The 289-nt window shown below is 69.2% G+C and carries 1 protein-coding gene; it reads right to left on the bottom strand.

Annotated features, from left to right (window positions below; all coding sequences use genetic code 11):
* Positions 1 to 289, bottom strand: a 289-nt coding sequence (locus EN824_RS34675; RefSeq protein ID WP_245521094.1) for an amidase family protein, incomplete at both ends; no start/stop codon positions are given.

Raw genomic sequence — 289 nt, 5'->3', positions numbered from 1 at the left:
GGCAACCCTCGGCGCCGCGCCGGGTGGCGTCGCCGACGGGAGCTTCGCGATTTGCCTGACGACAAGCTCCAGGTCCTCAACAGATGTCGCGAGTACGCCCGCATGGTCCAGCGACCAACAATAGGGGATGACGCCGTCGAGACTGATCAGGCCATAGCTCGGCTTGTACCCGGCGATGCCGCAGAGCGCGGCCGGGATACGAACCGAGCCGCCCGTATCGGTGCCAAGCGCGAACGGCACGATGCCCGCCGCCACGGCTGCCGCGGAGCCGCTGCTCGAGCCACCAGCG

It is taken from the genome of Mesorhizobium sp. M8A.F.Ca.ET.181.01.1.1, from assembly GCF_004792025.1.
GTDB lineage: Bacteria > Pseudomonadota > Alphaproteobacteria > Rhizobiales > Rhizobiaceae > Mesorhizobium.
Note: the sequence above shows the minus strand (reverse complement) of the source record. Positions and strands in the feature narration are given on the sequence as shown.